A 22,440-nucleotide genomic window follows, 5' to 3' on the forward strand; every position below is an offset into this window, starting at 1 on the left:
AAAGGAAGGCTTATTTGGTATACCGATTTTTAGTATATCATGTACGATTTATATTTTTTATTGAAAAATGTTGACAACTATTAGCTGGTTTTTGTTAATTACGAGTGTTATCAGTCGGTACACGTGAATATGGTATAGATTATTATGAAAATTTTTCACAAACGGAATACATTTTCGGTCGAACAAATATCATACGTGAGTACGGTAAAAATCTTATAGTTTCTGCACACATCGAAGGAACAAGCGGCACAGTTGAAATCTTTTGGTTATCCGGTAGAGATGAACCGACAATTTTAGCAAATAAATATGGCGATTGAATAAATAACACATAGTAAAAAGGCAGCTCCATTAATCAGAGTTGCCTTTTTACTATATTCATAATTTCGCTATGAGCATTGCTTTTATACACTTGCTGGTACTCATTTTATCTATATAGGCATATACACTTTCGGTAATAACTCATTTCGTAGTTGGGAAATGGCATAAAATTTTCAGTTGCCAATTGTTCAATCCATTTCAAAATAACAAGTATCGGACTGCCTAAATACCATGCTACCCAAGCCATTGTTAGGATTATATCGAAACAAAATAACAGCACGATTAGTAGCTCTTGCTTTGACTTTGATATCCCTAACTTTGGTAACAACACATCTATAGTAAATGGGATGGTAGATGTTAAAACAAGTACATAAACGGCAATTGCTATTAATAAATGTAGTAAAATGCGTTGCTGGATGTTCATATGCTGTCACCTTCTGGCGGAACAAATTTGTAGCCAATTCCACGTAAATTCACAAGAACTTTTGGAATGATGGATATTTATAACCCATCTTCATTAATAGCAATCAGAGCTTTCCCTTTCAGTTTTGGGAAAGCTCTTTTTTTATACCGATATAAATTAGTTTCTAAAAAAGGGAATATAATCGGATTTTATTGCATAAAATAAAATAAATATAAAAATTTACATAACGATTAGTTCCTTTTTCAGGGAATTGGTGGTAAACTGTAATAAAGAAAGGAAGTGAATACCAATATTATCACCTATATAAAAATCGGAGGAATAGATATGAATAGTTATAATATGAAAACCATAATAAGTAAAAATTTAAATGACTACATAAAGTCAACGGGTCGCTCACATGTTTGGATAATGGAGAAAGCAGAAATACCTAAAACAACCTACTATAAGCTACTAAATGGTGAGGGCGACTTAGAAAAGCATATTGAAAAAATTATAAATTTATTTGGCATTGATGATCCTTTTTATTTCCACACCAAAGATTTTGCACCGCCTAAAAGTATTCAAGAGATTCAAGCAGAATTAGATCTTAGAAATTTAGCGGCTGCCAATTACATAGCCGTTGAAGATAAGCAAGAAATCGCAGCGTTCGATGAAACAGTAGAGATTTTAGACGATTTCATAACAATGATTGACATATTAAAAAGGAATAAAGTTACTTTAGATTTTGACCATATGAAAGCACCAATCCATATACTTAATCAAGAAATATATAAAGAAAACTTGAAGGAGTGAAAAAAATGATTAATAAGACAAATCTAAGGGAAGTTATTTTGTCTAATTACGAACTACTACCTGTTATCCAAAATCGTGTAATTTCTGTTTTTGATAAAGGAATACAGTTCAAATATAAGCCATTACAAAGCATTCAAAATTATTTAATGAAATATGCTGACGTAATTATGTTTCCTAGTAATTCGAAAAACTACGGGGGCTTAGTCACCTATCGTAATGGTGCTTATTATATACACATCAATACGTTGCAACCCAAAACATATGAAAATTTCATATGGGCGCATGAATTTTATCACTTTGAATTTGAAAAAGAGCGTATTAAAAACGTGAACGAAGTGACATTTATTGATAAAGATACCGCCTTAGATGTTCATGAAAGGTTGGCTAATTTATTTGCAGCTGAACTTTTAATTAATAAAGAAATACTGGAATTGCTTTTCAAAGATAAATGCGAGCAAAACCCGGATGATCCTTTAGCAACAAATATCATTCGCTTAATTCCAGATTTCAAACTTCCCTACAAATCGTTAGTGATTAAATTGGCGCAAGAAAAGCTGATTACACTTGATGAAGCAGAGGAAATTATTGATTATCCTTATTCAAAAAATTTACCAATCGATTTTGACTTATCAATTTTAAAACCAAGTAAGGCGATTAAAATTGATAGTTTAAATAAATTAATTGACGTTTCTGTTTCAAAGGATACAATGCTGGTATCTGATTTTGATAGCATCCTGAAAATGAAGGAGAAGCATCTAACCCGACTGGAGCAGATTCGTCAAAATGACTTCAAGGAGGAATAATTCACATGAATGAAACCGCAATTTTAGAAAATCCCTACTTTGAGGACGTAGTGTCCAATTTAAAGAAGGGTAAACAAGACTTCACACGTATTACGAAAGCAGGTCACCGTCACTTCTATGTGTTAGACAACAATGAAATGACTGATTTAGCGTTACTCGCTAACAACAGTCCACAAGATTTTCTTGCGCTTATGCGTTCCCTTTCCAAGCCCGCTTTCATAATACCAACAATCGTAATCGAGGAAAGCGTATCGAACATTAAAAGCAAGCAACACTTCAACTCGCGTTACCTTAATTTTTACACAATGCTTGCAACAGTTGGTCCGATCCTTCTAATGTCAACGGACGACAATTTTGAAGTGTATGCAGAAGGTTTCAACACTAAACATGAAGCGACAGCCCATTACATTGAATTGGCACAGCTTTCAACTGACAACATTGAAATCAAAAAACTTTGTAAGAAAGCCAAAACCGTACAAGACGTAGACAAAGCGTATCGTTCTATTGAAGATGATGCGGGTGAACGCTTAGCCTTTCTTTATATACACGCATTAATTGCTGAGAAATTTACTTTAACTTTCCTTAGCAATGAAATTAAGGGTGTTTATAATAAATGGCAACGATTTAGACAAGACAAGCAGTTGTTAAGAAAAATTTACGTCCAAGATTGCGAGAAGTACATAGATGTTTTTCGTGTTATATCATATCATAAACTTATTTTCGACTTTTCGAGAGGTTTCTTTGGATTAAATTCATCTGCCCGCTTATTATTCATTCAACAGGCACGTAAAGGCGCAATAATACAACGACCAGTTTTATATGGTTCAGAGGCTGACTTTGAAAAAGGCATAGCCCCTGTATATGAAGGAGTAACTAATGTTAAATTTAATGATTTTGTCGAGGATAACGACATCATTATGTTTTATTAATAGCGAATAACCAAAGGCAAAATTCATTTTATGCTTTTGGTTATTTTTTTGCCGTATTCTAATGCAACTTAGAACTGGGTGTAGTTCTTACACACGATTATCGATCTCCAAAAACAAAAAAGGATTGTGTGTCTAGTCAAAAGACTAAACTCACAATCCTTGTTATACCGCAGAAAAAAGAGGGTTTTGGTTAAAGTTGATACTAATGGTCGGGGTTAAATAACGGTCGATATCATTTATAAGTCGAGTATCTTTCTTCTTTCATAAGCTACTTCTTTTTACAAAGCTACATCAGCGAACTTGAAGTGACCATTTTATTAAACAATATAGTAATAAAAAAGAGTATCTGCATAATACAGATACCCAAAGATCTCCAGGGAACTTCCCTATTGACCTATCTACACCATCGTTAGTGTAATACATATGAAGTATTCCTCCAAATGAAACCGTTAGAAATTTGGATTTGGCTTTTCAATAAAACCGAGTTCGCCAATTCGCATAATGGTAGTATACAAAATTTGACTAATATATGTTTCTGGCAAATCTTTTATTCTTGAGTAATTTGAAAGCTTCCAGTTCTGTGAGATTGCTCTTTGCCCATATCCTTCACAAGCTGTAATTACCAAGTTTGCAGCATGTTTTTTAGTTATCTCACCTGATTGATATCGTTGTGTACTTTTTGCTACCGAACTAAAAATAATCCCGTATATTTGAGCAACCGAATAATGCTCTAACAAATATTCAAAAACACGAATCGTTTTTTCACCAGGACTGAATGAATACCCTACACGCTGCATTTGGTATAACAGATATTCGATGCATTCTTTTAATGCAAGCTTTTTCCACATATCATAACAAAACATTTTAAAGTCTTCGTCCCCGCTAAAGTCCGGATACAGTATACGTTTTATCATTGCATCATAATTATTGTCTATTCCTTTAACATTAATTCGATATCGAACATCATAAGTGCTATATCTAACTTTTTCATCATCATCTTCAAATACAATATCAAATGCATTTATATCAGAAAGTTGGTGGGGAACAATGATCTTTCTGGCTGTTAACGTCTTGACGATTTCTGCTTGAAATTCGATGGTTGGGGCTAATAGATGCGCTTTATGCTTTAATGGTTCGATAAACATCGTATTTTCCGACAAAGAACTTCTTAATATCACACTTAAAAACAGCCTATCCTCAAGTGTTAAATTTTGCTCTTCATGTAATGTCCAATTCTTTTCATCTAAAAGATTAGCAAGTGTGGCTTTTTTTCGTTCTAATAATTGCCTTTTTTCTTCTTCCGCTTCTAATCTTGCTCTTTTTCTTTCCTCTTCACAATACTGACATTGACAGTACCAAGTTCTGGTATGTCCACATTGAATGCAGTATTTTTCTTTTTCATTTATGTATGTAGACTTTGATTTTGATTCCCACGGGATTACTACGGTTCCTTTGCAATGATTACATTTTTCATCCGTCATAATAGGCGGAAAAATGGTATAAAACATAGAAGTATTTATTTTTATATCGTATTCTTTTAGAAGATTATTTACTTTTACGCCATCATAATATTTTCGAATAAGTTCTACAACTTGTTCCTGTGATAGATGAGCCAGTCGTTTATCTAGGTTTTGAAAATATAAATTTTCTGTAACAATTTCCACGCAACATACCTCCAAACAAAACATTCGTTCCTGTTTGATTTATTATAAGCTAAATAAATGAACAACGTCCAAAGTTTACGCATCAATTACATTAAATTTGTAGTTTAGTAGGTATTCAAGAATACTTCTGCCATAATTTAATGGCCTCGTTAAAAACTACCTGAATAAGGGCAACAAACACTTTAGAAAATTATTACGGTAGATGAAGAGAATTTGAAATTAAATCTAAAGTTACTGAAAACTAAGCAAACAAAGAAATCAACCAACTTTAGGTTATTATTTCCACATGTTGTGAAATAGATGGATCCTTTTGAAGAAATGTATATTTATTTTAATTTGAATTATGGTGTTAGCTGCTTGTAGTAATGCAGAACCATCAACAAGTAACGAAGCAACAGAAGAAGATTCAGAACAAATTACAAAAGAAATTACAGCTGAAACGAAACCACCAGAAGGATCAATTACTCAGCCCTCTGAAGAATCCAAGGTTACTGATCCAGAAACAGAAGTAAGTGAACTGAAACAATTAATTTTAGTGGATTTTAACACTCGTTATGATCTTGATATGGAATATAGTGAACCCTATATATTTGGCAAATTCGAGTTGAAAGATGGTTATATTTTTTATGCAGATTGGTATTTTCATTTAGAGGGTGAAACATTTGATTATGCAACTGAAATATTCATAGATCGTCAACTTGTACAAGCTCAAGTGGAATTAAAAGACGGAGTAACAAAGGGAGATTTTATCTGAATTAGGTTTATCTAAAGAAGTATTCTTTAGATAAGTATGAGATTTTTATAAAAAAGTTTGTTCATTTTCTACATGTGTTGGCCCACAATCTCGCCCTATTGTTGAATGATCATTAAGCTATATTATTTACTGGTCGAAACCGCAACTCAATATAGGTGTTATGCATGATGTATCTGCTATAACGACTTGTTATAGCTCTAAACACTTCAAATTAGGCAAACTAACTAGAGAAGATACATCTTTAATTGTCTGATTTAAAAATTTAAGATGCCCTAGATTCATAGCGTGCTCTATACCTTTCGGATTTGTATCCTTCTCCAATTGACTTGTTATTTCTTCTTAAGTGGGCTCATAATCTTCAACTTTTTTCTAACATTGTATTAATCAATTTCTTTAAATTTTCATCTTCGATAACCTTTGTTTCTTTTACTATATCTTGACTCTGGTTATCCAACGCGTCTTCTTATCGGAAGCAGAACAACCAACTAATAGCAATGTTCCTGATAGAAACAACGCTAAAATGATACCATACACACAAAACACTCCCCTCCCTTTAACTACCTTTTGATTAAATCCCTTATTTAAGAAAAAACCTTGTCTATGTAACAAAGACAAGGTTTTTAAATTATTACTTACGGAATTTAATATCGTATAATCGGAGATATCCGAAGTTTCATTAAAAACAAATCATAGCATAGTCATTCCAAGTCGCTCATTACCAATTTACATAAGTTAATTAGCGAATTGATCAGGCGGAGAACAACCAGACCATAATTTCGCTAACTTCGGATTTAGATGGATACTGAAAAGAGGTATGTAGATGAAAAAGAGTCGTATTCTGGAAGATCACTTAAAATATAAAGATAAGTCCATGAGCGAATTAATTACGGAACGTAATAAAAAACTTTCCAAAGGTCAGAATGACCTTAGAAAGAAATGGCTTCCGGAAAAATACAATCCTAATTTAGACAAAAAATAAATTAACAATAGAATGGGTAATTTACTCCATTAGTAAAAAGAGTTACCAGAAATTCTAAATCCGCAAACACAATCATAATCTACTTCTTACTATACGAACTCATGCCATACTTTCAAAACATCTACAATAGGCATTTGATTCGGTGATTTATCAACATTATTCAAATAGTTTTTAGCAAAACCAAATGGGATACGTGAACGAATGATATTACCCAGTTGATTATAATAACTATCATTTTTGATAAATTCTTCTGTTAAATACATCTTCCGTTTTCTAGATTTATTAACCCTATCTGAATTAAAAAATAAAAAAGCTAATTCTTTATTAGAAATTTCATCTAAACTATTTTTCAAATCCTCTATCTTTTTTATGTGATTACGACGGTCGTTATCATCATATGAAAAATCGGAGACAAATTCACCAATTACTCTTCCTAAATCATGTAATTGCCTTCTATTGAAATAAATTAAAAAATCATATGATAAATAACTTGTCGTTAAATATTGTAGATTTTCTTTTACTATTTCCTCCCCATTTGTAACATTAAGAAGGGATCTCTTATATTTATTGTTCAATTTTTTGGTATCAGGTTTTGAAAAAACGAAAGAATCCTGATACTTCCCCTTTAAATTTGTAGATTTGTTATCTACTAAAAAAATAGCTTTAAATTTATAAAGTTCATCCTGATGTACTAAAATATAATCATTAGACAAATCCCCACTGAAACTTTCTACATATTCCATTAAAGCTGTACCGAACATTTCCAATTCATAAAAATGTTCTACATCATAAGCAGCGGATTTTCTATTTTTTAGATAGCTAGATGAATACATAAAATCTTTTATGTTTTGAATTTTTTCTGCAGATTCTATTGAATAGAGATTACATAGATCAACTAGCTCTTTTTCTGCGATTTTGTTGGTTGGTCTTCTTAATACAAAACGCTTTGAACTTATCTTTTCCAACTCTTTAAAATCAAATACTAATAACATTTCGAGATTCTTATTAAAAAAAACTCCTAGAAGACACTTCTTAATTTCCTGTAAATTTAAATTTAAATCTTTCATTACTTTCTCAATTTCAAGCGTGTAGATATAATACTTACTATCATTTGTAATAAAAACTTGGGTACTAACATATTCCTGCATTTCTGATGCACTTATTTTTACTATCGGATCTATCGTTTGATAACCATATAAGCATGTATTTGCATTAATACTAATATTTGTGTCCAAAACTTTATTAATCCATTTCAATTCATCTGGCCAAAAAAGTAGTATCCCTTCCTCATACTCATCTTGGATATATAAAAAATCCAATTGCTTTATTAATCTATACAAGGGATATATTCCTTTTCCATCTTTAGTTCTTCTGTAAGCAAATGGTACTTTTTCTATTCCAAAATCTTTAAATTTATGTATTTGATATTCGCTAATTAAAGGTAAATTATGATTTTTCATATAAGTAACATATTCCTGATATTTTTCAAAAATTAAGCTATTTCCCATCTTAGACCCTTTCAAAATTAATTAGTACTTCTTCTCTATCAAAATATTATACGCACTTAGTTATCGTAAATAGTAACTTTAAGGATCTATTCGTTTCAACCAAAATTATTATATCTTTTCCCCCTTTTCTTCTAGTCGCTACGTATAGGGTCTCAATATAGTTCTAATTGTTTTCGTATTAAAATTAACAAGATAGGTTGTTTTTTCATTGGAATATTATAACTTTTTTACTCTAAAGCTAAAGCCATATTGCTCCGTTATATTATACAAGTAGATGTAAAGTTATTAATAAGGTTTTATTTTTCTATTATGTTTAAAAGGCAATATAGTTTCACTTTTAATTCATCCATATAAACATTGCTATTATAAGCTTTCTAAGTAATACCTATATCCTTACTCAGTAAGACACTGAGTATGAACATAGTATGTTTATCGGTAAGAAAAAACAATAAAAATAGAACCTGATTATGAGACTTACACTTCAATCAGGTTCATATTCAATAATTATAACAAAATAACTTTCTTATTCCAAAATTGTAATAAGCTGAAACCAGAATGATAAATCCACAATCTCAATTATTTTTACATTTATTCATCTCTATATAGCGAATCTGTAACTAAGTCTAAATCTATATCTAATTTGGTTTTGATGTCACCACCAATGTAAGGCATATTTATGAATTTCATTGATGGTGAATTGTTTATTTCATTTAATTTATTTAATAATCCGTTAAATCTACCAGGAATACGGTATTTACTTAGATTATAATTGAAGTTAATTTCCTGGCCTATTGTAATTCCAACTATATAGTAAAGCTGCTTTATATCTTGTGTTTCATATAAAATTCTAATTATCTTAGTTGAATATTGGGAACCAAAAGTAAATAAAGCTTGTTTACCACTTGGTAATTGGTAAACATCATACAATACCCCTACCATTTTTTGATAATCACCCTTAATATTTATAAGGTTTTGCTTATAAGAATTAAAACCAAAGTGTCTATACATAAAGTTATAAACATCCCCTATTTCACATAAATGTAAATCAACTTTAAGAGACAAATCCTGCATTGCAGTTAAGAATGCTGCCATTATAGTTTCCCAACGTTGTTGTAATTTAGTCTTATTAGTTACATCTTTCACTACAATTAAGATATCAGTAATATCATCTTTATTATTTGTATCTTGTAGATATAATTGATAATTCTTAAACTTCTCAACTAGTTGTGCGAATCTTTCTGTGCCCCGATCTATTTCAATAGCAATTCTCCTCTCTCCATATTTCACCTCTGCATCCATTCTTAACTTTTGTTTCTTATCATATTTCCGAACACTGTATAGGTTATTTCGATATTCAAATACTTCTTTTCTATCAACTGAAATTCTAATAAAAAAATCAACAAGCATTAGATGATGCTCAATTTGATTTATTGGAGGTGAATGCACTTCATAAGTAAAGAATCCTTGATTATCAAAATTATTATCGGGAGCCCACCCCTCACCTTCGATACCATCCTGGATTAAATAGTATGATTGGATATTGGCTAACCCTTTTGAAGTTAAAGAATAAATTGAATGTCTAATTCTTTTGTTATTCGATCTACTAAAATTTACAAAACCCTTTTCAACCAAAATAGCTAATTGATTATATGTGTATTTTTCCTGAGATTTATTGATCACCCTCTCGTTATAAACAATCTTTGCTATTTGAAGAGCAGTCGCTCCTCTAATTCTATAAAGATTTTCAACAATTTTTCTTTGTCTATTAGACAACGTTTCAATGTCCAGCTTTTCTTTCATAATTAACCTCCTAAACAAAAAAGAACACCCCAAAATGCATCATTACGGAATAATGATTTTAAGCATTTTGGGGTGTTCCCACTTTGTAATTATTTAGCTTTACTATAAAATTTTAACATAATACACTAATTGAGTAAAATCCTCCATGTTAAAATTCCCACATTGTAATAATTCAATCAGTTCAGAAAATACACACACACTGATCACACAGTACTCTCACATTAATCACATAGTAATCACACATTAATCACATAGTAATCACACATTAATCACATAGTAATCACACATTAATCACATAGTAATCACACATTAATCACATACTAGTTCCACACATCCCGGAATAAGGGTAAATAGGGACTTTTAGTAAATTAACTGTCCCTAAAAAAATCTACGATAATTAAATACTTTTGAGCAATTAGGGGTATTAGGGTAGTATTGCAGTCTACTTGGAAATCTTGACTTTAATATACAGTCACTATGTATCCTCCCCTAATTACCCTATTACCCCAAAACTTTAGATTCCTCTAGACTTTACATTAGGGACTATAAATTCCCTAGTTACCCTTAATTCCCCTAAAGCTTAATGTAAGATGATCATATAATTTTTAGACGTTACTATTTTATTATCCGAGGATTCACAAGGATGATTAACTTTCTACCATCCTTCTCAAGTTTTATATAATTCATTTCTTCTAAAAAATGAAGTACTCTTTTTAATTCTCTCGACTTTGAGAAGCGTCTTTTTACCAACTGCCATAAATCTTGATAAACAATTTTTTTTTGTCCTTTAAACCTATCAAAGGTAGTAATTTTGTTTAAAATATATTTTACATCATCTAGATTTTCATTTTCACGAATAATACCAAAAGCACATTCTGCATGTTGAATAAAGTAATCCCGCATACTATCAGCCTTTAACAACGTTTCTAAATTAATTTTTCTAGGAATATCATTCATTTTAATATTTTCAGCGATATGTAATAACCCAGCAACTCTGATTATCTGACCACATAATTTCCCTAACCAATTTCTATAGGCACTATTATTATCTTTATTACCTAACATTATTTCTATTTCTTTTAACATCTTAAATAAATAAATCTGAGCTTCATCATCAAATTTCAAAGAAATTAGTGATTCAACTTTTAAGTTCAATAGCCTGTTAATATTAGTTTTAAATAAATTTTCTATTTCTTTTGGAATCTTATCTGGATTAGGTTTTCTGCTCCCTACTAATGATTTTGGAATCGAGTACAAAAAACGTTGTGTAAGGCCACGTTCAGAAAAACTAATAGGTAATTCTTGAAATACACTTGGTTGAATATATATACCGATAGTTAATTTGGGATTATTTAATGAAATACTCTTTCCACTTGCACGGTCAACCCTTACGTTTCCACCACTAAAAGCTTTAAGATATATTTCAAGGTTTACTTTGTTGGAGTACCTCCCTGCCATCATTTGATATACTTCTGCGCCTTCGTCCGATAAGATTGATAAGCGTTCATTATTCACACTCATTACCTCTGCTATACTTTCAGGTGTAATATCATTTGAATATAATTTTGGTTCTTTAGTAAGTGGATTCGTTTCTTCTTTAACTTCTTTAGCTAATTGCTTAATATCATTCATAATGACAGTAGATTTTTCTTGATCCTCTTCTTTACTATAAAGCTGTTTTAAATATTCTATCTTTTTAGATATTGTATTTCTTTCAACTTCCTCTTCAATAATAATTGAAGCAAGTCTTTCTTTTTCTTTATCTTGATACTCTGTGATCGGATTAAGAAATGCTTTGTACACTGCAGTCTTTCTCTCTGAGGATTCTAAAGCAATAACTGTATAAGTGTTCAGCGATTCAATCCATTTACTCCCATTTGCTTGTATCTCAAACTTACTATCAATTGTAGTAGATAGTATAGCAATACTATTCATTGCTGCTGCATCTAAGGGAGTTTGCGTTTCCTCAGCTACTGCTTCTATGTAATGTTTTAGCCAATCTGGAAATATCTCAACATTAAAGATAGGAAGTATTTTATTGTCTAATTCAATGGGCTCTCCCCATTCTAAAATTACAGCTTCAAATTCTTTAAATAATTCATTATCAACCACAATTTAGCCCCACTTTCATTCAGGAATGGTTTTAGTTTCTTTTACTCCAATTCAATTTACTTGCCCCCACTAGCATCTAAAAACTGTTTTTTCGTAAAAATGTATCAATCTCATACTTTGAAACTCTTTTAATTCCATCAATTTCACATATTGGTAATCCCATTAATCTAAATTTTATAAAGCTGTTATAACTAACTCCTGCATATGCTGCCCCTTCTTTAAGGGACATCCATTCCTTGCTCTTAAGTTGTTTTTGATTCAGAACAAGTGCTTCTTTTGTTGCGCTAATAACCAAATCTTTTAATTGGCTTTCTAATTCACGAAAAATATCAAGTTCAACTTTCAAATTATTCACCCCCTTTATTCAACCAAAAACTTAATTGTATTAATTGTTAAAATACATAGAGTTGCACAACCTATGCAACTCTATGTATTTCGCTTTAACATTTTAATACATGGAATATATTACACAAAACATAATAATACTGTCAAACCTTTTTGGTGCAACAACTCAAAACTTGTTGTAAAATTATATTATTAAATTAATAAGGTGGAATCCTATGATGGGGAAGACTCTTGGACAAAAAATAAAAACAATACGTCTAAATTTGGGGAAAAATATGGAGGAATTTGGAGAATTAGTTGACAAGGCAAATAAAGGCCTAGTATCCAGGTGGGAAAGCGATAAAAGTATACCAGGAATTGAGAGGCTACACATAATTGCACAACTAGGTAATATGACACTTGAGGAATTAATGGAAACAGAAAATGTTAATTCATTACTAGAAAAAAGCATAGGTTTGGAATCTCATTTAGATTTATCACTTTATAACCTGCAGGATTTAAGAAAAACTCTTACAAAGATAACCAAAAGATATAAAGAATATGAGGAAAAATATAAAGATGACAAAGAATTGCTTCTTGAAACATACAAAGCAGAATTTAGAACTATTGAGGAAGTAAATAAATTTTTAAATGATGAAATTGACATAAATAATAATTTAGTAAAAGAGCTTCGAGAATTGATAAAAGTCATCCAAAATATAACCTACTCTGAAGTCTTTAAATCAATAGATAGGCAAAGTATTACTAAGAGACAAACAAATTTCCCTCTTGAAAGTTTATTTACTAGTGGAATAAATATAACTCTTGATGATAAATTATTAACTAAAGACGATAAAGAACGAGCTTTACAAATTTTAAATTTAGTATTTAAATAATTTATAAATTTATATACTCCTTTCAAAAACTTGCCCCCGCAAGCGACTAGTAGGAGGAATATATTGTGACAACTATTCAAAGTTATACAACAAAAGATGGAAAAAAGTTATTTAAATTTCAAATTTATATTGGCACAGATCCACTAACAGGAAAACGCCAAAAAACAACGAGGAGCGGTTTTAAAACTAATAAGGAAGCACAATTAGCACTATCTCGATTGCGATTAGAAATTGCAAATGGTACATTTCAAAAAAATATTCCAGTAACTTTTCAAGAAGTTTATGATATCTGGATTTACCAATACGAAAAAACTGTTCAAGAAAGTACTTTTGTCAAAACATCTGGTATTTTTAAAAATCATATCTTGCCTTCATTTAATGAATATAAGATAGATAAAATTAATGTTGATATTTGCCAAAATCATGTTAACGAGTGGTTTGAAAAGATACAAAAGTTTCGTACTGTAAAAGCATACGCATCAAAGGTGTTCGACTTTGCTATGAAACGTGGGTATATTCAATCTAACCCAATGAAGTTAGTTGAAATACCTGTACGTCATGAACAACCAGATCTAGAAGAGGAATTTGAAAACTTTTACACAAGAGAACAACTAATTCACTTTTTACAATGTGCAGAAAAAGAGAATAACTACAAGGCATTTACATTATTTAGATTGTTAGCATTTTCAGGAATGCGAAAAGGGGAAGCTCTAGCACTTACATGGAGAGATATTAATTTTGAAGCTAAAGAAATTCGAATTAATAAGGCTCTTTCTCGAGGAAAAGATAGTCGGTTATATGTTAAAAATACAAAAAATAAAAAAAACCGGACCATTAAAATGGATGATAAAACAATGGAATTCCTTAGAATTTGGAAAGAACAGCAATTTAAAGATTATACAATAATAGGATTTGACACTTTAACAAAAAAGCAATTGGTCTTCAGTAATGAATATAATGAACATTTACAGCCGACTAAAACTCGTAAGTGGTTAGAACATATATTAAATAAATACAACTTAGATAAAATTACAACTCATGGACTTCGCCATACTCACTGTAGTTTATTATTCGAAGCTGGCGCAACAATTCCCGAAGTTCAAGATCGATTAGGTCATGATGACGTACAAACAACAATGAACATCTATACTCATGTATCTAAAAAAGCAAAAGAAAATGCTATACAAAAATTCTCAGATTACCTTAATGATGATAATAATTAGTACAACAAAGCAATTTAGAAAAATGCCAAAAAAAATGCCATTGGTTGAAATTCAATGCTTTTACATGAAATTAGAAAAATAAAAAACCCTTGATATACAAGGGTTTTGACACTGTTTGAAATCAGTTGATTTCGTATTATGGAGACGGCGGGAGTCGAACCCGCGTCCAGAAACTCCAATACTTAAGCTTCTACGCGTGTAGTTTGCCTACTTACGATTCGCGTGGCATTATGCCGACAAACAGGCGTCCTGCACGCTAGCTTGGAAATCTCTTGACGGTGACTCAAGCGGCACCACCGACCGTATCCCACTAAAGTTGGGCCCCACGTTCTCTACATGGGCGATAGAGAGGCAGAGCGCTCACGAGCTTACGCTGCGAAAGCTAAATTTTGTTGTTTGCCAGTTATTATATAACTTCCGTTGATGACGGAGCCGAGACCTCCGACGCGCGACTCAAGCTTGAACCATCCCTGTCGAATCCGTAACGTCCCCTTTATAATATTATAAAGTGGGCTAGAATTTCTTCTAGTACGGTAGAAGCTTGTCTTGCACTTCTATACATCTGGCAACGAAGTAACTTTATTATACGAGAGTTTGAGCGATTTATCAAGTCATCTTGAGATGTACATTATTCCGCTCTTAGAAAATCGTTCCTTCAAACAAAGAAGATAATCTTCTCGCAATATCCGCGCACCTTATTGATTCTTCGCTTTAAATGCACGTTCCATCTCACGTTTTGCTTCTTTTTTACGCATGTCATTACGTTTATCGTAGTCTTTCTTCCCTTTACCAAGACCCACTAATAATTTGGCATAGCCATCTTTAATATACATTTTTAACGGGACGATCGTATATCCGTCACGTTTTACTGCACCAACAAGCTCGCTAATTTGCTTTTTATGTAAGAGCAATTTACGTGTACGTAATGGATCATGGTTGAAACGGTTCCCTTGATCATAAGGGCTTACATGCATATTTGTAATCCAAGCTTCCCCATTACGAATTTGGACGTATGAATCTTTTAATTGGACTTTTCCGTTTCGGATCGACTTGATTTCTGTTCCTTGCAATACCATGCCTGCTTCATACGTTTCTTCTATAAAGTAATCATGGTTTGCTTTTTTGTTTTGCGCTAATACTTTTCCAGTTCCTTTTGCCACTGTCAACACCTCAATATCTACACTTGTATCTTCTATTATAAAAGAACAAGTGGCCAAGTGATACCATTAAGTATACACTTGGCTCCTCATCATTATCTTTTTTTGTTTTTCTTCTTCTTGTTTTTCTTGGCAACGCCCTCATAAAACTTTTGTTTTTGTTTTACTTTACGTCCGCCAGTGCTACTACTACCATTACCACTGCCGCCACCATTGCCTCTTGATGATTTTCCACGGCCACCGCGCTCACCTTTTTCTCCATCAGTCGTTCTTCGACGGCGACCGCCTCGTTCACCATCACCCTCGCCTCTGCGACCTGCATGAATGACTTTCGGCGCTGCTTTACGAGTTCGACCATGTTGGGTGTGAACCATGCCAACAATTTCGAAGTCTACAGATGATTCTTCAATGCTCACATTCGCCACACGAACAGTTACTTCATCCCCGATTCGGAATTGACGTTTTGTGTGCTCACCAATCATAATCATTTGGCGATCATCGAAGTGGTAATAATCATCCGTCATATTACTAATATGAACAAGACCTTCAATCGTATTTGGAAGCTCAACGAAAATACCAAAGTTTGTAATGGACGATACCATACCTTCAAACTCTTCACCAATTTTATCGGACATGTATTGTGCTTTTTTCAGTGCATCTACATCACGTTCTGCATCAACAGCTCGGCGTTCGCGCTCTGATGTATGGTCAGCAATTTCATCCATTTGCTGTGCCCATTTGAATTGTGTTTCTTTCGATACATCGCCATTCACTAAATACGTACGAATTAAACGATGGACAATTAAGTCTGGGTAACGACGGATTGGTGATGTAAAGTGCGTATAGAAATCAGTCGATAATCCAAAGTGACCAATGGATTCAGGATAATACTTCGCTTGTTGTAAAGAACGAAGTAACATCGTTGAAATAACCGGTTCTTCTGGAAGTCCTTCAATCGCTTTAATGATTTCTTGAAGCGCTTTTGGATGGACTGAGTTCCCTGTTCCTTTTACCACTAATCCGAAGTTTGTTACGAATTCAAAGAAACGTTGTAGTTTTTCCGGTTTCGGATCTTCGTGAATACGGTAAATAAACGGTACTTGCATCCAGTGGAAATGTTCTGCCACTGTTTCATTGGCCACTAACATAAACTCTTCAATTAAACGTTCAGCAACTGTACGTTCGCGAATCACAACATCGGTTGGCCAGCCTTCATCATCTACTAAGATTTTGGACTCTTTAAAATCAAAATCAATAGCACCGCGCTCAGCACGTTTGTTTCGTAAAATCTCCGCTAATTCTGCCATATCTTTAAACATCGGCACTAATGGCTCGTAGCGCTTAATTAATTCTTCATCTTGTTCTTCTAAAATTTTGTACACATCAGAGTACGTCATTCGTTCCGTTGTGTTGATCACACTTTGGAAGATTTCGTGCTTCACGACATGTCCGTTTTGGTCAATAATCATCTCACAAGAAAGCGTTAAACGGTCAACTTGTGGGTTTAACGAACAAATCCCGTTTGATAAACGATGTGGAATCATTGGAATTACTCGGTCTGTTAAATAAACACTCGTCCCTCGTTCATATGCTTCCTGATCAATGATGGAGCCTTCTGTTACATAGAAACTTACATCGGCAATATGAACGCCAAGTTTATACGTACCATCTTCATTTTTCGTAACGGTTACGGCATCATCTAAGTCTTTTGCATCGGCACCATCTATTGTTACGATGGTTTCATTGCGTAAATCACGACGATCAGCTAAATCTTTAGGGTCGATTGAGTCTGGTACTGAACCCGCAGCATCCACCACTTCTTTTGGAAACTCTGGTGGAATGTCATGCTTATAAATAATCGATAAAATATCGACACCTGGATCATTTTTATGACCTAAGATTTTGGTAATCATCCCTGTAGCGGACTTAATATCACTTGGCCAATTTGTAATTTCTACTACTACTTTATGACCATCAACAGCACCAAGGGTATCTTCTTTTGCCACAAAGATATCCATATTCATTTTCTTATCATCAGTTACAACGAAGCCGAATCCTCGGTTGGCTTGATATGTTCCGACAAATGTCGTCTTCCCGCGTTCAATAATCTTTGTGATCGTACCTTCACGGCGATCTCCAGAAGATTCTTTCAGGACACGGATTAACACGGTATCACCATTTAAGGCACCATTAATTTCGTGTGGTGGAATAAAGATATCATCCATTCCCTCTTCTTCTGGTGTAACAAATCCAAACCCTTTCGCATGACCGATAAATTTACCACGTAATAAGTTCATTCTTTCTGGTAAACCGTATCGATTCGAACGAGAACGAACGACAAACCCTTGATCTTCCATTCGAACTAACGTTTTTACCAGTTCTTTAAACTCATCCGCATCTTCTAACTGTAAAACCTCTTCGATTTCATCGACCTTCATTGGTTTATAGTCTTCATTTTTCATTAACTCTAACAATCGATTTTGTAAATCATTATTTTGGGTCATATTTTCCCTCCTTTTTGTAACACTAATCTTGTAAATGGAAGTTTGAATCTAGACATTCCAATCAAGCTTCTCTAAAAAGCGTTCAATCACTTCATGTAACTGATTTTTTTCTTTATCTAATGTAATGACATGACTAGAATTTTCAAACCAAATTAATTCTTTATCTAAGGATTCCACTTCGTTGTATATAATATGAGCAGAATTAGCGTCAATAACCTCATCATTTTTTGATTGGACAACTAAAGTTGGTGCATAGATTAGACTAATCTCTCCTCGAACATCTGCAATAAGCTGTTGAAGTTCGCTTAAAGAAGGCATCCCTTGCTTGCGGATCGCTTCTACTTCTTCTTCAATTTGTTCGTCGTTTTTTCCTTCAAAACGCTTATAGTCACCAGCATATTTTAAGACGCCTTCAAGCATTTTATCGGTCGTCCGCATCGTCATTGGTGCACACATCGTTACGATGCCTTTTACTGGCGTTTGCATTCCTAATTTCAAGGAAAAAACGCCACCTAAAGATAATCCGATGACAGCAATTTCTTCATATCCTTTTTCCTTTAAGGTATTGTATGCTTCAACCACATCTTTCCACCAGTCTTCAGGATTCGTTTGAATTAATTCTTCTGGTGGAACCCCATGCCCTTTATAATGCGGGGCAAGACATGTATACCCGCGCTTTTCTAAGTATCGACCTAACATTCGAACATCTGAAGAACTTCCCGTAAATCCATGTAATAATAAAACCGCACGTTTGCCAGCTTCAAAGAAAAATGGTTTTAATTCTGCTTTACGCATGATGTACATCCTCCAAGATTTTCTTGTATATCCATATTACGACTCCTATTATATAAGAAAAAGCCTAACCGCGCTCGGTTAGGCTTTTATTGTTAACGTTTTTATAGTTTTACGATCAGAATTGTTAAAAGAAAGAATAAAACAGCAAGGACAATTGTAATTCTATGTAAGACTAAATCCATTCCTCGTGCTTTTTGTTTACCGAAAAGTTGCTCTGCTCCACCAGAGATGGCACCTGATAATCCAGCACTTTTACTTGATTGTAGTAATACGCTGACGATTAGTGCGATCGATACGATGATAAGTACGATTAATAACGCTGTATGCATATGTTCTCCCACCTCCTGAGCTTTGAAACCTCACAACATATGAACTAGTATACCAAAATCTCACCGGTGTTACAATATTGAAGTAATTTTTTAGGGACAGGTACCGCGTCCCATTAGAATTAAACTCAAAAATTGAATTAATACATCAAATTTTAGTTCATTCCAAAAAACCTTTTTACTCCACCATTATGATCCTTAATTTTTCATATTTTAACTTTTCTCTCTACTTTATCCTCAAATAATTCTCTATTTATTCATATATATCTAATTTTTCAGAATCTTATTGTTATTTTGAATTTAATAGATTACAATGAAACGCACTACAAGAAAGTCGAGGAAAATCATCATGAGTATATTACAAAAGATTGGGAAGTTTGCCGGAGATACGTTTGCGATTTGGGTGTTAGTCGCTGCAGGTTTAGCGATTTGGATGCCTGAATACTTCACATGGATTGGCGCTTATATTACTATTCTTTTAGGAATTGTCATGTTCGGGATGGGGATGACACTAAAAATAGAAGATTTTAAAATGATTCTGCAATATCCTAAAGGAGTTGCTATTGGGGTTGTATCACAATTTGTGATCATGCCACTCCTTGCGTTTGGTTTAGCAAAAGTCTTTAACTTACCACCTGAAATTGCAGTAGGGGTTATTCTAGTTGGATGTTGTCCTGGGGGAACTTCATCGAATGTAATGACATTTTTAGCTAAAGGAAATACCGCTTTATCGGTAACAATTACGTCTGTTACAACATTATTAGCACCTTTTATGACTCCTGCTTTAATTTACTTATTAGCAAGTGAATGGTTACCGGTATCATTTAAGGCGATGTTTATGTCAGTAATTCAAGTAGTGTTAATTCCAATCGTACTTGGAATTATTGCTCAATTAGTATTTAAGCCAATTGTCTCAAAAGGTATAGCAATCCTTCCAACTGTTTCCGTAGTAGCGATTGTCTTAATCGTAGCTGCAGTAGTAAGTGGAAGTCGTGATAAAATCTTAGAAACAGGCTTATTAATCTTTGCAATTGTTATTTTACATAATGGATTAGGTTATTTATTTGGTTTCTTAATTGCGAAAGTATTTAAACTGAACTATGAAGATCAAAAAGCAGTTTCCATTGAGGTAGGGATGCAAAACTCAGGTTTAGGTGCACAATTAGCTATCGCACACTTTGACCCTGTTTCAGCAGTACCAAGTGCCATCTTTAGTTTCTGGCACAACATTTCAGGCCCAATCCTTGCAACGTATTGGAGCTCAAAAGCAGACCGTCTTGAGAAGAAAAAAGAGGAAACAAAAACAATAATCATTTAATGAGGCTGGGACAAATCCAAAAAAACTGCTGTTAATTCTAATAATGAATCCTATTAAGTATCCGGTGAGAGCGGACTAAGAGGCCAACACGACGTTGGTCATGGGAGCGATGCCACAGGACGTGGCGCTTTCGCTCCCCACACAAGCCGCAAAGCCACGTGGTACGTGTCTTTACGACTTGTCTTTGTGCTTTGTGTAAGGTCCACTCACATAAAATTTGTCCTTCTAAACTTTCCAGAAACTGGCGCGGCTTACAGTGGTAGGCCGCGTTTTTTCGGAGAATGGCTAACACTTATTGCTCTCAAACTATAAAATATCAATATTTTACTAAAAATAATAGTGGCTTTCCTTAAAAAATCTACTTATGTCCTGGCCTCTTCTATGTTGGACTCTTAACACACTCTTTAGGTGTTTCGACCACTTGTTTAATTTGTTTACGTTTCCTAATCCAATCTTCTACTCCACCAGTGCCAATTAAAACTCCAATCACAATCAATAGACAGCCGAAAATTTGAGTAATATGCATCGTTTCACCGATAATAACCGCAGATCCAGTTAATGCAAAAATCGTACTTAAATTAGTAAAGATTGCCGTCTCTGCTGTACCAATTCGTTTAATCATTGAATTGTACAGGCTATGTCCGACGGCTGTCGCTAAAACTGCAGAGAAAATAAAGATTCCCCAAGAAACGAAGTCCATTTCCGCAAACCCTAAATATCCTGTTGGCGTAAAAATTAACCCAAATAACATGATGAACATAGAACCGATTGTTAACATGTAGGCAGTTAACACAAGGGGTGGAATCGTTAAAGTAACGCGTCGAATTACAAAAAAACTAAACGCTTGAACGAGAATAGATCCTAAAACTAATAAATCGCCAATCCCGAAAATCGAAACAGCCGAAAAATCATCCACCACCGCAACAATTATGCCTAAAAAGCCGATGATGAACCCAAAAAATCTTAATTTTGTTAAAGAAGTCGAACGAGTTGCGATTGCAATAATCGCTGTAATTAATGGAGCTAACCCTAAAATTAACGATGTTTTCACTGCAGATGTTTGTTGTAACCCCATCGCAAGTAGTGAGTGGTGCGCAATAACACCTAAAAAGGATGCCAACAAAACAAATTTCCAAGGCATCTCTTTGTAAATGATTTGTTTTTTCATACAAAGTAAAATAAGAAACAAGGTAATTCCTGCTATGAATATTCGCGTACCTTGCATGACAAGAGGTGGAAGTATGTTAACGAGAAGTTTAATTAATGCCACGTTCATTCCCCACAAAAACATTGTGAACCCCATAACGGCATATGTCTTACCCAAACGAATCCCCCTCATATAGAAGATTGACCGAATCTAGGACAATCTTAATTAATGTTGAATTGATCACTCAATTATAATTCAAGATTTTACTCCCAATAACATTTATTTACAATAGGTATTTCAGTTCCCGAAAAGGAATTTTCAAGTGATTTCATTTCGAATTGAACACCCGAAAGCCAACCCATAAATATATATTCTTTGAAAGAATCTTACAAGTCGTAAAAAATAGCTTTTTACACTCCTTTAACAATTCATTAATAAAGCTCAAAAATAATTCCAAACTCATAAATTTTAGACAAATAATGCTCTTCTTCGCTATACACAATCTCTATGTACGCAACCTATTTTTGGGCCATTCCCCCTATTTTATCGAGATAGATTTAAGACCTTACGAGATAAAATTTTAAAATCTAAATCTAACTTTTACATACTTAATAGAAATTATTAATCTATTAATTTGCCTGTAATATGACTCTGCTACCATTCAAAT

General features: G+C 33.3%; 20 protein-coding genes and 1 other RNA gene. 9 read left to right on the top strand and 12 right to left on the bottom strand.

From position 1 onward, the window contains the following. Nucleotides 1-104: 104 nt before the first annotated feature. On the top strand, nt 105-317 hold the full coding sequence (locus JOD29_RS09215) for a hypothetical protein (RefSeq protein ID WP_124764329.1): 213 nt from the start codon (nt 105-107) through the stop codon (nt 315-317). A gap of 107 nt (nt 318-424) precedes the next feature. On the opposite strand, the gene JOD29_RS09220 is transcribed toward JOD29_RS09215, so the two are convergent. Continuing rightward, a complete protein-coding gene (locus JOD29_RS09220; protein WP_124764330.1) occupies nt 425-742 on the bottom strand; it encodes a hypothetical protein in 318 nt (105 codons plus the stop codon). Nucleotides 743-1,066: 324 nt separating this feature from the next. Here JOD29_RS09220 and JOD29_RS09225 point away from each other — a divergent pair, with 324 nt between their 5' ends. Genes JOD29_RS09225 through JOD29_RS09235 form a run of 3 tightly spaced genes read left to right on the top strand, consistent with a single transcriptional unit; the run spans nt 1,067 to nt 3,266 of the window. Next, the gene (locus tag JOD29_RS09225) at nt 1,067-1,534 is read left to right on the top strand and encodes a hypothetical protein (RefSeq protein WP_192894217.1); all 468 of its coding nucleotides are present in this window, start codon (nt 1,067-1,069) and stop codon (nt 1,532-1,534) included. Nucleotides 1,535-1,539: 5 nt separating this feature from the next. Further along, nucleotides 1,540-2,337, top strand: a complete 798-nt coding sequence (locus JOD29_RS09230; protein ID WP_124764331.1) for an ImmA/IrrE family metallo-endopeptidase — start codon at nt 1,540-1,542, stop codon at nt 2,335-2,337. 5 nt (nt 2,338-2,342) lie between these two features. Continuing rightward, nucleotides 2,343-3,266 carry a hypothetical protein gene (locus JOD29_RS09235; protein WP_124764332.1) on the top strand — a complete coding sequence of 308 codons (924 nt, stop codon included), beginning with the start codon at nt 2,343-2,345 and terminating at the stop codon, nt 3,264-3,266. 449 nt (nt 3,267-3,715) lie between these two features. On the opposite strand, the gene JOD29_RS09240 is transcribed toward JOD29_RS09235, so the two are convergent. Further along, nucleotides 3,716-4,930 (bottom strand): hypothetical protein, encoded by a 1,215-nt coding sequence (locus JOD29_RS09240; RefSeq protein ID WP_240033606.1) that lies wholly within the window; start codon nt 4,928-4,930, stop codon nt 3,716-3,718. 343 nt (nt 4,931-5,273) lie between these two features. Here JOD29_RS09240 and JOD29_RS09245 point away from each other — a divergent pair, with 343 nt between their 5' ends. Further along, entirely contained in the window at nt 5,274-5,684 is a 411-nt protein-coding gene (locus JOD29_RS09245) for a hypothetical protein (protein ID WP_124764334.1), read from the top strand. Between the two features lie 820 nt (nt 5,685-6,504). Continuing rightward, nucleotides 6,505-6,663 carry a hypothetical protein gene (locus tag JOD29_RS09250; RefSeq protein WP_158610552.1) on the top strand — a complete coding sequence of 53 codons (159 nt, stop codon included), beginning with the start codon at nt 6,505-6,507 and terminating at the stop codon, nt 6,661-6,663. An 89-nt stretch (nt 6,664-6,752) separates the two neighbouring features. Here JOD29_RS09250 and JOD29_RS09255 read toward each other — a convergent pair whose 3' ends face one another. The 4 genes from JOD29_RS09255 to JOD29_RS09270 form a co-directional block, all read right to left on the bottom strand. Further along, nucleotides 6,753-8,171 carry a hypothetical protein gene (locus JOD29_RS09255; protein ID WP_124764335.1) on the bottom strand — a complete coding sequence of 473 codons (1,419 nt, stop codon included), beginning with the start codon at nt 8,169-8,171 and terminating at the stop codon, nt 6,753-6,755. Between the two features lie 588 nt (nt 8,172-8,759). After that, the gene (locus JOD29_RS09260; protein ID WP_124764336.1) at nt 8,760-9,971 is read right to left on the bottom strand and encodes a replication-relaxation family protein; all 1,212 of its coding nucleotides are present in this window, start codon (nt 9,969-9,971) and stop codon (nt 8,760-8,762) included. A gap of 615 nt (nt 9,972-10,586) precedes the next feature. After that, complete coding sequence (locus JOD29_RS09265) at nt 10,587-12,083, bottom strand: YfjI family protein (protein ID WP_124764337.1); 1,497 nt, start codon at nt 12,081-12,083, stop codon at nt 10,587-10,589. Nucleotides 12,084-12,159: 76 nt separating this feature from the next. Next, complete coding sequence (locus JOD29_RS09270) at nt 12,160-12,429, bottom strand: DNA-binding protein (RefSeq protein ID WP_124764338.1); 270 nt, start codon at nt 12,427-12,429, stop codon at nt 12,160-12,162. 214 nt (nt 12,430-12,643) lie between these two features. Between JOD29_RS09270 and JOD29_RS09275 the strand changes: the two genes are divergently transcribed. Continuing rightward, nucleotides 12,644-13,303: a helix-turn-helix domain-containing protein gene (locus tag JOD29_RS09275; RefSeq protein ID WP_239585650.1), complete on the top strand. Its 660-nt coding sequence runs from the start codon at nt 12,644-12,646 to the stop codon at nt 13,301-13,303. A gap of 65 nt (nt 13,304-13,368) precedes the next feature. Next, entirely contained in the window at nt 13,369-14,526 is a 1,158-nt protein-coding gene (locus JOD29_RS20730; RefSeq protein ID WP_124764339.1) for a site-specific integrase, read from the top strand. Between the two features lie 136 nt (nt 14,527-14,662). Here JOD29_RS20730 and ssrA read toward each other — a convergent pair. The 5 genes from ssrA to secG all read right to left on the bottom strand — a co-directional run bounded on the left by ssrA (nt 14,663) and on the right by secG (nt 19,311). Continuing rightward, nucleotides 14,663-15,018, bottom strand: a transfer-messenger RNA (tmRNA) gene (gene ssrA, locus JOD29_RS09285). Nucleotides 15,019-15,221: 203 nt separating this feature from the next. Continuing rightward, complete coding sequence (smpB, locus tag JOD29_RS09290; RefSeq protein WP_124764340.1) at nt 15,222-15,686, bottom strand: SsrA-binding protein SmpB; 465 nt, start codon at nt 15,684-15,686, stop codon at nt 15,222-15,224. A 92-nt stretch (nt 15,687-15,778) separates the two neighbouring features. Next, nucleotides 15,779-18,187, bottom strand: a complete 2,409-nt coding sequence (gene rnr, locus JOD29_RS09295; protein ID WP_124764341.1) for a ribonuclease R — start codon at nt 18,185-18,187, stop codon at nt 15,779-15,781. A gap of 48 nt (nt 18,188-18,235) precedes the next feature. Further along, the gene (locus JOD29_RS09300) at nt 18,236-18,982 is read right to left on the bottom strand and encodes an alpha/beta hydrolase (protein ID WP_124764342.1); all 747 of its coding nucleotides are present in this window, start codon (nt 18,980-18,982) and stop codon (nt 18,236-18,238) included. A 101-nt stretch (nt 18,983-19,083) separates the two neighbouring features. Then, nucleotides 19,084-19,311: a preprotein translocase subunit SecG gene (gene secG, locus JOD29_RS09305; protein WP_124764343.1), complete on the bottom strand. Its 228-nt coding sequence runs from the start codon at nt 19,309-19,311 to the stop codon at nt 19,084-19,086. A 346-nt stretch (nt 19,312-19,657) separates the two neighbouring features. Between secG and JOD29_RS09310 the strand changes: the two genes are divergently transcribed. Then, nucleotides 19,658-20,626 (top strand): bile acid:sodium symporter family protein, encoded by a 969-nt coding sequence (locus JOD29_RS09310; RefSeq protein ID WP_124764344.1) that lies wholly within the window; start codon nt 19,658-19,660, stop codon nt 20,624-20,626. A gap of 379 nt (nt 20,627-21,005) precedes the next feature. Here the strand turns inward: JOD29_RS09310 and JOD29_RS09315 are convergent, their stop codons facing one another. Beyond that, nucleotides 21,006-21,950: a DMT family transporter gene (locus JOD29_RS09315; protein WP_158610553.1), complete on the bottom strand. Its 945-nt coding sequence runs from the start codon at nt 21,948-21,950 to the stop codon at nt 21,006-21,008. Between the last annotated feature and the right edge of the window lie 490 nt (nt 21,951-22,440).

The sequence above is a fragment of the Lysinibacillus composti genome (genome assembly GCF_016908465.1).
GTDB classification, from domain to species: domain Bacteria; phylum Bacillota; class Bacilli; order Bacillales_A; family Planococcaceae; genus Ureibacillus; species Ureibacillus composti_A.

What these genes read in the sequence shown, in the direction of transcription:
- JOD29_RS09220 (WP_124764330.1), bottom strand. Translation starts at nt 742, where the DNA reads ATGAACATCCAGCAACGCATTTTACTACATTTATTAATAGCAATTGCC.
- JOD29_RS09225 (WP_192894217.1), top strand. Translation starts at nt 1,067, where the DNA reads ATGAATAGTTATAATATGAAAACCATAATAAGTAAAAATTTAAATGAC.
- JOD29_RS09230 (WP_124764331.1), top strand. Translation starts at nt 1,540, where the DNA reads ATGATTAATAAGACAAATCTAAGGGAAGTTATTTTGTCTAATTACGAA.
- JOD29_RS09235 (WP_124764332.1), top strand. Translation starts at nt 2,343, where the DNA reads ATGAATGAAACCGCAATTTTAGAAAATCCCTACTTTGAGGACGTAGTG.
- JOD29_RS09245 (WP_124764334.1), top strand. Translation starts at nt 5,274, where the DNA reads ATGGTGTTAGCTGCTTGTAGTAATGCAGAACCATCAACAAGTAACGAA.
- JOD29_RS09250 (WP_158610552.1), top strand. Translation starts at nt 6,505, where the DNA reads ATGAAAAAGAGTCGTATTCTGGAAGATCACTTAAAATATAAAGATAAG.
- JOD29_RS09255 (WP_124764335.1), bottom strand. Translation starts at nt 8,171, where the DNA reads ATGGGAAATAGCTTAATTTTTGAAAAATATCAGGAATATGTTACTTAT.
- JOD29_RS09260 (WP_124764336.1), bottom strand. Translation starts at nt 9,971, where the DNA reads ATGAAAGAAAAGCTGGACATTGAAACGTTGTCTAATAGACAAAGAAAA.
- JOD29_RS09275 (WP_239585650.1), top strand. Translation starts at nt 12,644, where the DNA reads ATGATGGGGAAGACTCTTGGACAAAAAATAAAAACAATACGTCTAAAT.
- rnr (WP_124764341.1), bottom strand. Translation starts at nt 18,187, where the DNA reads ATGACCCAAAATAATGATTTACAAAATCGATTGTTAGAGTTAATGAAA.
- JOD29_RS09300 (WP_124764342.1), bottom strand. Translation starts at nt 18,982, where the DNA reads ATGCGTAAAGCAGAATTAAAACCATTTTTCTTTGAAGCTGGCAAACGT.
- secG (WP_124764343.1), bottom strand. Translation starts at nt 19,311, where the DNA reads ATGCATACAGCGTTATTAATCGTACTTATCATCGTATCGATCGCACTA.
- JOD29_RS09310 (WP_124764344.1), top strand. Translation starts at nt 19,658, where the DNA reads ATGAGTATATTACAAAAGATTGGGAAGTTTGCCGGAGATACGTTTGCG.